Below are 9,339 nucleotides of genomic sequence, written 5' to 3' on the forward strand. Positions count from 1 at the left end.
GCGGCTGATCGACGGGTTCGTCGTCGAGCGGCTGGCCGAGTCCGACTACGCCGGGCCGCTCGCCGCGCTGGCCGGTGTGGTGTCGCCGGAGCCCGTGCTCGGGGCCGAGCTGCTGGGGCTCGCGCGGGCCGTCGCCGACCGTTACGCGGGCAGCCTCGCCGACGTACTGCAACTGGCGGTGCCGCCGAGGAACGCGCGCGCGGAGGCCAAGCCGTCGCCCGAACGACTGCCCGCGCCGGACAGACCGGAGACGGGCACCTGGGAGCGGTACGCGAAGGGCGCGGCCTTCCTGACCGCGCTCGCCGACGGCGGCGCCCCACGGGCGGTGTGGACCGCGCTGCCCGGACCGCACTGGGCGGACGAGCTGGCGCGGGCCGTCGCGGCGACGCTCGCCTCGGACCGGGGGGCGCTCGTCGTCGTGCCGGACGGCCGGGTGGCGGCGCGCGTCGACACCGCGCTCACGGCCCTGCTCGGCGAGGGACACCACGCGCTGCTCACCGCCGAGACGGGGCCGCAGAAGCGGTACGGCCAGTGGCTCGCCGTCCGGCGCGGCGCGGTGCGGGCCGTCGTGGGGACCCGCGCCGCCATGTTCGCTCCCGTACGGGACCTCGGGCTCGTCGCCATCTGGGACGACGGCGACTCCAGCCACAGCGAACAGCACGCGCCGCTGCCGCACGCCCGCGAGGTCCTGCTGCTGCGCGCCGCGCACGACAGGTGCGCCTTCCTGCTGGGCAGTACGGGCTGCACCGTGGAGGCGGCCCAACTGGTCGAGACGGGCTGGGCGTTGCCCATGACGGCCGACCGGGAGCGGCTGCGCACGGCCGCGCCCCTGGTGCGGACCGTCGGCGACGGCGAGCTGGCGCGCGACGAGGCCGCGCGCGCGGCCCGGCTGCCGAGTCTCGCCTGGCAGGCCGTCCGGGACGGACTCAAGACCGGCCCGGTCCTCGTGCAGGTGCCCCGGCGCGGCTATGTGCCCCGGCTTGGCTGCGAGCGCTGCCGGGCGCCCGCCCGCTGCCGCCACTGCGCGGGACCCCTGGAGGCGCCCGAGCAGCGGGAGTTGCACTGCGCGTGGTGCGGGCGCGGCGAGCCCGCCTGGCGCTGCGCGGAGTGCGGCGGCACGCGGCTGCGCGCCAGCGTCGTGGGGGCGCGGCGTACGGCGGAGGAGCTGGGCCGGGCCTTCCCGGCGGTCCCGGTGCGTACGTCGGGCCGCGACCACATCCTCGACACCGTCCCCGGCCGTCCCGCGCTGGTGGTCAGCACGCCCGGCGCCGAGCCCGTCGCCGAAGGCGGCTACGCGGCGGCGCTGCTCCTCGACGGCTGGGCGATGCTCGGCCGGCCCGACCTGAGGGCGGGGGAGGAGGCGCTGCGGCGCTGGCTGCACGCCGCCTCGCTGGTCCGGGGCCAGGCCGACGGCGGCACGGTCGTGGTCGTGGCCGAGCCGACGCTCCGGCCCGTGCAGGCTCTCGTGCGGTGGGACCCCGTCGGCCACGCCCAGCGCGAGCTGGCCGAGCGGGCGGAGCTGGGCTTTCCGCCGGTGTCGCGGATGGCGGCGGTGACCGGGGGGCCGGACGCGGTGGCCGCGTTCCTGACCGCCGCCGAACTGCCGCCCGACGCCGAGATCCTGGGGCCCGTGCCGCTGCCGGTCACCGACCCGGCCCGGCCCCGCAGGACCGGCGACCCGCCGCCGGGCGAGGTGTGGGAGCGCGCGCTGCTGCGGGTGCCGCCGGGAAGCGGCGCGGCGCTGGCGGCGGCCCTGAAGTCGGCGCAGGCGAACCGCCTGGCACGGGGTGGCGGTGACCCGGTGCGGATCCGGATCGATCCCCCCGACATCGGCTGACGGGCCGGATGAGCCGCCCTCGGGCGCCGGAACCGCCGCAGACGCGGCGGGTCCGGCGCGATCCGAAAGTCAGGACTTCATGTACGGAGGTCCCGGCGTCAGCCGTTGCGCGGGCCGGGGAACGCCCCCGGGCGCGCCTCCTCGCGCAGCGGCTGCGCCCCCACCGTCGGCTGCGGTGGCATCGACCGGGCCGCCGGCACGGCCGGGACGACGCCCTGCACCGGCACCGGCGGGCGGGGCTGCGCGGCGTCCTGCGGGCCGTCCCCCTCGGCGACGGCCGCCTGCTGGGCCGCCCGCCGCGTACCGTAACGGCGGTGCACCGCCTGCTTGGTGACACCGAGCGCCGAGCCGACCGCGTCCCACGAGAAGCCCAGCGAGCGATCGAAGTCCACGGCCGCCGTCACCAGGCTCTCGACACTGTCCCGCAGCTCCTGCGCGAGACGGACGGTCGGGGCTGGCGCCCGGCCGTAGACGACGAAGCCCGTCGAGGGGCCTGAACGGCGCGGGCGGTAGACGTTGCCCAACTGGGCTGTGAGGGTGCGCAGTGCGTCCACCTGCCGGCGGACGCGCTCGATGTCCCGCACCAACAGGTGCAGATTTGCCCGGGCTTGTGCGTCGTGGGTTGCGTGGTCGGCCATGAACAAGCCTCTCGAACCGGCGTTGAAACGGATCGGGCCGCACCGGGCGGCCCGTTTGTGGTCAATCTCCCTTGACAACGCGCCACCCGCCGTTGTGGTCACGCTGCGGGGGCGTATGCGCATATGCGCGGGGCGTGCGGGCTCCCGTACGCCCCCTGCCCGGACCAGGTCCGCCGGACCCGGTCCGGGCCCATAGACTGGTGCGCTGTCCGTCCTCGACCGTGCCGGTACGCGGACCCGACGGACCGTGAGAGCCGCACGAGAGAGCGAGGAAGTCCCGCAGTGAAGCTCGTCTTCGCAGGCACCCCCGAGGTCGCCGTACCCGCCCTGGACGCACTGATCGCCTCCGACCGGCACGAGGTCGCCGCCGTCGTCACCCGCCCCGACGCGCCCGCCGGCCGGGGCCGCAGGCTCGTCGCCAGCCCCGTCGCACAGCGCGCCAAAGAGGCGGGCATCGAGATCCTCCGGCCCGCCAGGCCCCGCGACGAGGCGTTCCTGACCCGCCTGCGCGAGATCGCGCCGGACTGCTGCCCCGTCGTCGCCTACGGCGCGCTCCTGCCCCGCGTCGCGCTCGACGTCCCGGCCCACGGCTGGGTGAATCTGCACTTCTCGCTGCTGCCCGCGTGGCGCGGCGCCGCCCCCGTACAGCACGCGGTCATGGCCGGGGACGAGACGACCGGCGCCGCCACCTTCCTCATCGAGGAGGGGCTCGACTCCGGTCCGGTGTACGGCGTGATCACCGAGGACGTACGGCCCACCGACACCAGCGGCGACCTGCTGACCCGGCTCGCCTTCGCCGGTGCCGGGCTGCTCGCCGCGACCATGGACGGCATCGAGGACGGCACGCTCAAGGCGGTAACGCAGCCCGCCGACGGCATCACGCTCGCCCCCAAGCTCACCGTCGAGGACGCGCGGGTCGACTGGACGGCGCCCGCGCTGCGCGTCGACCGTGTCGTACGCGGCTGCACCCCCGCGCCCGGCGCCTGGACCGTCTTCCGAGGTGAACGCCTCAAGCTGATCCAGCTCGCGCCGGTGACCGACCGCACCGACCTGGCCCCCGGGGAGCCCGCCGTCGGCAAGAACTCCGTGCACGTCGGCACCGGCTCGTACGCCGTCGAACTGCTCTGGGTCCAGCCGCAAGGCAAGAAGCCGATGCGGGCGGCCGACTGGGCGCGCGGAGTGCGGATCGCCCCCGGTGAGCGGCTCGGCGCGGCCGACGGGGCCGCGGACGTACGCTGAGTTGTTCGACCTTCCAGAAGCAGCACCTACGATCTTTCACGCGTAGAACCTTTGCGGAGCACCTTTGAACGAGCAGGCCCGTCGCCGTCCCTCCAAGAACTACCGCCGTCCCAAGAAGGATCCCGTGCGGATCCTCGCCTTCGAGGCACTGCGGGCCGTCGACGAGCGCGCCGCCTACGCCAACCTCGTGCTCCCGCCCCTCCTGAAGAAGGCCAGGGAGGCGGGCGACTTCGACACCCGCGACGCGGCGCTCGCGACCGAGCTCGTCTACGGCACGCTCCGCCGCCAGGGCACGTACGACGCGATCATCTCCGCCTGCATCGACCGCCCGCTGCGCCAGGTCGACCCGCCCGTACTGGACGTACTCGCCCTCGGCGCGCACCAGCTGCTCGGCACCCGCATCCCCACCCACGCCGCCGTGTCGGCGAGCGTGGAGCTGGCGCGCGTCGTGCTCGGCGACGGGCGCGCGAAATTCGTCAACGCCGTCCTGCGGAAGATCTCCAAGGACGACCTCGACGCCTGGCTGGAGCGTGTCGCACCGCCGTACGACGAGGACGCCGAGGATCACCTCGCCGTCGTCCACTCACACCCCCGCTGGGTCGTCTCCGCGCTCTGGGACGCGCTCGGCGGCGGCAGGGCCGGCATCGAGGACCTGCTCGAAGCGGACAACGAACGCCCCGAGGTGACGCTCGTCGCGCGCCCCGGCCGGATCTCCGCCGACGAACTGCTCGACACGCTGGACGAGGAGTCCGGACTGCCGGGACGCTGGTCCCCGTACGCGGTCCGGCTCACCGAAGGCGGCGAACCGGGCGCCATCGACGCCGTACGCGAGGGCCGGGCCGGAGTCCAGGACGAGGGCAGCCAGCTCGTCGCCGTGGCGCTCGCCAACGCGCCGCTGGACGGGACCGACGAGCGGTGGCTCGACGGCTGCGCGGGCCCCGGCGGCAAGGCGGCGCTGCTCGCCGCGCTGGCCGCCCAGCGCGGCGCGCGGCTCCTCGCCTCGGAGAAGCAGCCGCACCGCGCGCGCCTCGTGGAGCGCGCGCTCGCGGGCAACCCCGGCCCGTATCAGGTGATCACCGCCGACGGCACCCGCCCGCCGTGGCGCCCCGGTGTCTTCGACCGTGTCCTGGTCGATGTCCCGTGCACCGGACTCGGCGCCCTGCGCCGCCGCCCGGAGGCCCGCTGGCGGCGGCGCCCCGAGGACCTGGAGGCCTTCGCGCCGCTCCAGCGGGGACTGCTGCGCGAGGCGCTGAAGGCCGTGCGGGTGGGCGGGGTCGTTGGCTACGCCACGTGCTCCCCGCACCTCGCCGAGACGCGCACCGTCGTGGAGGACGTACTGAAGGGCAGGGGCGGTCCCGCCGCCGAGGCCGAGTGGGTCGACGCCCGGCCGCTGATGCCCGGTGTCCCGGCGCTGGGGGACGGACCGGACGTCCAGCTGTGGCCGCATGTGCACGGCACGGACGCGATGTATCTGGCGCTGCTGCGGCGTACCGCCTGACGCGGGGGCGCCCGACGATTGTCACCGGCCGGGACAGCGGCCCGTCCGGTGCGGGCCGCTGCCCGGGACGGACGCGCCGCCGCCGGGCGGGTCCTCGCGTGCCGCAACGGGTCGCGGGCCGGGATGTCGAGGAGCCACGCCGGTATGTGACGGCGGATCAGGTCCAGGGGCTCGCCGACCGCCGCGCCCGCCCGGCCTTCGACCTGCTCTCGAACACGTGGAACGCCGTGGTGCTCCGGGCGCCGCGTCACGGTCCCCGGCGCCCCGTCCAACTGCGCGAGCGGATCGGGGGAATCAGCTCCAAGGTCCTCACCGAGACACCGCGGCGCCTCCGGTTCAACGGGCCGGCGGAACGGCACGCGCGTCCGGGCGCACCACCACGGGTCGAGTACCGACTCACCACTGCGGGACTGACCTCGCTGACACCCATCGGTGTCTTCGGAGCGTGGGCCTTCGAGCACGGCGGCGAGGTCATGGCCGCTCAGGAAGCCGACCAGGACGCGGAAGAGGACGCCCGGAGCTGAGGCGACCACCGCCGCGCGGCGAAAACGCGAGGATTGCGTGGACTGTGCCAGTCCCCCCGGCCCGCTGACGCGCATCGCGGCGGGGAAGTCGTCAGAGGCATGGCACGCTTGGCACATGGCTCAGATCAACCCCAGCATCCTGTCCGCCGATTTCGCCCGTCTGGCCGAGGAGGCGAAAGCCGTCGAAGGCGCCGACTGGCTCCACATCGATGTCATGGACAACCACTTCGTGCCCAATCTGACCCTCGGTGTGCCGGTGGTCGAAGCGCTCGCCCGCGCCACGGAGACCCCGCTGGACTGCCATCTGATGATCGAGGCGCCCGACCGCTGGGCACCGCAGTTCGTCGAGGCGGGAGCCGGCTCGGTCACCTTCCACGCGGAGGCGGCGGCGGCCCCCGTACGGCTGGCGCGCGAGATCCGCGCCAAGGGCGCGCGCGCCTCGATGGCGCTGAAGCCCGCGACACCCGTCGAGCCTTACGAGGACCTGCTCCCCGAGCTGGACATGCTGCTGATCATGACCGTGGAGCCGGGCTTCGGCGGTCAGGCCTTCCTGGACATCATGCTGCCCAAGATCCGGCGTACCAGGGAGCTGATCTCCAAGCACGGACTGGAGCTGTGGCTCCAGGTCGACGGCGGGGTCTCCGCCGAGACCATCGAGCGGTGCGCCGAGGCGGGCGCCGACGTCTTCGTGGCGGGATCGGCGGTGTACGGGACGGACGACCCGGCCGCCGCCGTACGGATGCTGCGCCACCAGGCCGACGAGGCGACCGCCTCGGCCGGCTGGGCCTGCGCCCACTGAGCCACAACACCACGCGGCCACCGGGCCACGGCTTCATGAACGCCGCCCTACCGGGCTGATCAAGGACCGCCGAATCTGACAGGATGAGAGCGCGTCCAGAGTGTGAACAGCAGTGAGGAGATCGCGGTGTCTGGTATGTCGGCGGGTCGTCCGGCCCTGCGCATGGGACCCGCGGAACTGGTGCAGGCGGCGGCCATGGCCCGGCGCTTCTATCTGGAGGGCAAGTCCAAGATCCAGATCGCCGAGGAGTTCGGCGTCAGCCGCTTCAAGGTGGCCCGGGTCCTGGAGACCGCGCTCGAACGTGACCTCGTGAGGATCGAGATCCGCGTCCCCGCCGAGCTGGACGCCGAGCGTTCCGACGCCCTGCGCGCCCGCTACGGCCTGCGGCACGCCGTCGTCGTGGAGTCGCCCGCCGAGGCGGCCGACGAGTCGCCCGACCCCGAGAACCTCGGCGAGGTCGCCGCCGACCTCCTGGGCGAACTGGTCGTCGAGGGCGACGTCCTCGGTCTGGCCTGGGGCCGCTCCACCATCCATATGGCCGCGGCGCTCGACCGCCTGCCGCCCTGCACCGTCGTCCAGCTGACCGGCGTGTACGACGCGGGCACCGCCGAGCGCGGCTCCGTCGAGGCCGTACGGCGTGCCGCCCAGGTCTCCGGCGGCGAGGCGCACCCGATCTACGCCCCGATGCTGCTGCCCGACCCGGCGACGGCCGCCGCGCTCCGCGCCCAGCCCGGTATCGCCCGCGCCTTCGACTACTTCGACAAGGTCACCGTCGCCGCCGTCTCCATCGGTTCCTGGGAGGCGGGCATCTCCACGGTCCACGACATGCTCACCGACGAGGAGCGCTCGCACTACGCGTCGCTCGGGGTCGAGGCCGAGATGTCCGCGCACCTCTTCGACGCGGAGGGTCGGAGGGTCGGACGTGACCTGGGCGAGCGGTGCATCACCGTCGAGGCCGACCGGCTGCGCCGTATCCCCGAGGTCGTCGCGATCGCGGGCGGCCAGCGCAAGGGCGCCGCCATCGGAGCCGTACTGAGATCCGGACTCGTCACGAGCCTGGTCACCGACACCGCCGCCGCGGACTTCCTGCTGCGCGACTTCGAGCCCGGCCCCCGCCCGGCCCTGGAGCGCACGGACCCGGACGGCGAGTGAGCACGCGGCCGGGGCACCCCGCGCGGGGCGGTCTCGGCCGAAGCCACGAACGCCCCCGGCCCCCGTCGGCCGATGGTACGGAAAGCACTCCGCCGGTTCGCCAGAACCGTGTGCCATCGGCGATGATGACGTAGGAGCCGCAGCCGGGACCGTCACCGGTCCGAGCTGACTTCCCACCCGCCCTTTCCGTAGAACCGCAGGTGAGAGAGTCGGTATGCGTTTCCTCAATGATCTGAAGCCGCCGTACGACCTGACGTACGACGATGTGTTCATGGTGCCGAGCCGCTCGGCCGTCGGCTCCCGGCAGGGTGTCGACCTCGCCGCCCCTGACGGCACCGGCACCACCATCCCCCTCGTCGTCGCCAACATGACCGCGATCGCCGGCCGCCGGATGGCCGAGACAGTCGCCCGGCGCGGCGGGCTCGTCGTCATCCCCCAGGACATCCCGATCGAGGTCGTCGCCGAGGTCGTCTCCTGGGTCAAGACGCGCCATCTCGTGCTCGACACCCCGATCATCCTGGCTCCGGCCCAGACCGTCGGCGACGCCCTCTCCCTGCTGCCCAAGCGGGCGCACGGTGCCGGAATCGTGGTCGACGAGGACCTGCGCCCCGTCGGGGTCGTCACCGACCACGATCTGACCGGGGTCGACCGTTTCACCCAGCTGTCCGAGGTCATGTCGAGGGACCTGCTGCTCATCGACGCCGACATCGACCCGAGCGAGGCGTTCGACAAGCTCGACGGAGCCAACCGCAAGCTGGCACCCGCCGTCGACGCCGAGGGCAAGCTGGTCGGCATCCTGACCCGTAAGGCCGCGCTGCGCGCCACGCTCTACACCCCGGCCACCGACGCGGACGGCCGGCTCCGCGTCGCCGCCGCCGTCGGCATCAACGGCGATGTCGCGGGCAAGGCCAAGCAACTCCTCGACGCGGGCGTCGACACGCTCGTCGTCGACACCGCGCACGGCCACCAGGAGTCGATGCTCACGGCGATCAGGGCCGTCCGGGCGCTCGACCCGAAGGTGCCGATCGTCGCGGGCAACATCGTGGCGGCCGAGGGCGTACGCGATCTCGTCGAGGCCGGCGCGGACATCATCAAGGTCGGTGTCGGGCCCGGCGCCATGTGCACCACGCGCATGATGACCGGCGTGGGCCGGCCGCAGTTCTCCGCCGTGCTGGAGTGCGCCGCCGAGGCGAAGAAGTACGGCAAGCACGTCTGGGCGGACGGCGGCGTCCGCCACCCGCGCGATGTCGCGATGGCCCTGGCCGCCGGCGCGTCGAACGTCATGATCGGTTCCTGGTTCGCCGGTACGTACGAATCGCCCGGCGACCTCCAGCAGGCCGCCGACGGACGGCTCTACAAGGAGTCCTTCGGCATGGCGTCGGCACGCGCCGTGCGGAACCGCACCAGCGAGGAGTCGGCGTACGACCGGGCCCGCAAGGCGCTCTTCGAGGAGGGCATCTCCACCTCGCGGATGTTCCTGGACCCGTCGAGGCCGGGCGTCGAGGATCTGATCGACTCGATCATCGCCGGGGTCCGGTCCGCGTGCACCTACGCCGGGGCGAACTCGCTGGAGGAGTTCGCGGAGAAGTCGATCGTCGGTGTGCAGAGCGCGGCGGGTTACGCGGAGGGCAAGCCCCTTCACGTGAGCTGGA

The 9,339-nt window shown here is 73.9% G+C and carries 8 protein-coding genes; 7 read left to right on the forward strand and 1 reads right to left on the reverse strand.

Translation table 11 applies throughout. The annotated features are described in order from the left end of the window. The coding region (locus P3L51_RS33120) for a primosomal protein N' (RefSeq protein WP_354609048.1) at positions 1–1,837 on the forward strand (1,837 nt) is incomplete at its 5' end. Positions 1,838–1,935: 98 nt separating this feature from the next. On the opposite strand, the gene P3L51_RS33125 is transcribed toward P3L51_RS33120, so the two are convergent. Continuing rightward, positions 1,936–2,475, reverse strand: coding sequence for a hypothetical protein (locus P3L51_RS33125; RefSeq protein ID WP_354609049.1), 540 nt, complete (start codon positions 2,473–2,475; stop codon positions 1,936–1,938). A gap of 282 nt (positions 2,476–2,757) precedes the next feature. Here P3L51_RS33125 and fmt point away from each other — a divergent pair, with 282 nt between their 5' ends. The 6 genes from fmt to P3L51_RS33155 all read left to right on the forward strand — a co-directional run. Then, the gene (gene fmt, locus P3L51_RS33130; RefSeq protein WP_354609050.1) at positions 2,758–3,714 is read left to right on the forward strand and encodes a methionyl-tRNA formyltransferase; all 957 of its coding nucleotides are present in this window, start codon (positions 2,758–2,760) and stop codon (positions 3,712–3,714) included. Between the two features lie 64 nt (positions 3,715–3,778). Next, the gene (locus tag P3L51_RS33135; RefSeq protein WP_354609051.1) at positions 3,779–5,212 is read left to right on the forward strand and encodes an RsmB/NOP family class I SAM-dependent RNA methyltransferase; all 1,434 of its coding nucleotides are present in this window, start codon (positions 3,779–3,781) and stop codon (positions 5,210–5,212) included. A gap of 146 nt (positions 5,213–5,358) precedes the next feature. Next, a complete protein-coding gene (locus P3L51_RS33140) occupies positions 5,359–5,736 on the forward strand; it encodes a winged helix-turn-helix transcriptional regulator (RefSeq protein ID WP_354609052.1) in 378 nt (125 codons plus the stop codon). A gap of 115 nt (positions 5,737–5,851) precedes the next feature. After that, a complete protein-coding gene (rpe, locus tag P3L51_RS33145) occupies positions 5,852–6,535 on the forward strand; it encodes a ribulose-phosphate 3-epimerase (RefSeq protein ID WP_354609053.1) in 684 nt (227 codons plus the stop codon). Between the two features lie 135 nt (positions 6,536–6,670). Beyond that, positions 6,671–7,687: a sugar-binding transcriptional regulator gene (locus P3L51_RS33150; protein WP_435594581.1), complete on the forward strand. Its 1,017-nt coding sequence runs from the start codon at positions 6,671–6,673 to the stop codon at positions 7,685–7,687. A 214-nt stretch (positions 7,688–7,901) separates the two neighbouring features. Next, a partial coding sequence (locus P3L51_RS33155; RefSeq protein WP_354609055.1) for a GuaB1 family IMP dehydrogenase-related protein occupies positions 7,902–9,339 on the forward strand: 1,438 nt, incomplete at its 3' end.

This window comes from Streptomyces panacea (genome assembly GCF_040560175.1).
Taxonomy (GTDB): domain Bacteria; phylum Actinomycetota; class Actinomycetes; order Streptomycetales; family Streptomycetaceae; genus Streptomyces; species Streptomyces panacea.

Excerpts from the sequence above, each read along its gene's own strand:
- P3L51_RS33125 (WP_354609049.1), bottom strand. The coding sequence starts at position 2,475 with ATGGCCGACCACGCAACCCACGACGCACAAGCCCGGGCAAATCTGCAC.
- P3L51_RS33150 (WP_435594581.1), top strand. The coding sequence starts at position 6,671 with ATGTCGGCGGGTCGTCCGGCCCTGCGCATGGGACCCGCGGAACTGGTG.
- rpe (WP_354609053.1), top strand. The coding sequence starts at position 5,852 with ATGGCTCAGATCAACCCCAGCATCCTGTCCGCCGATTTCGCCCGTCTG.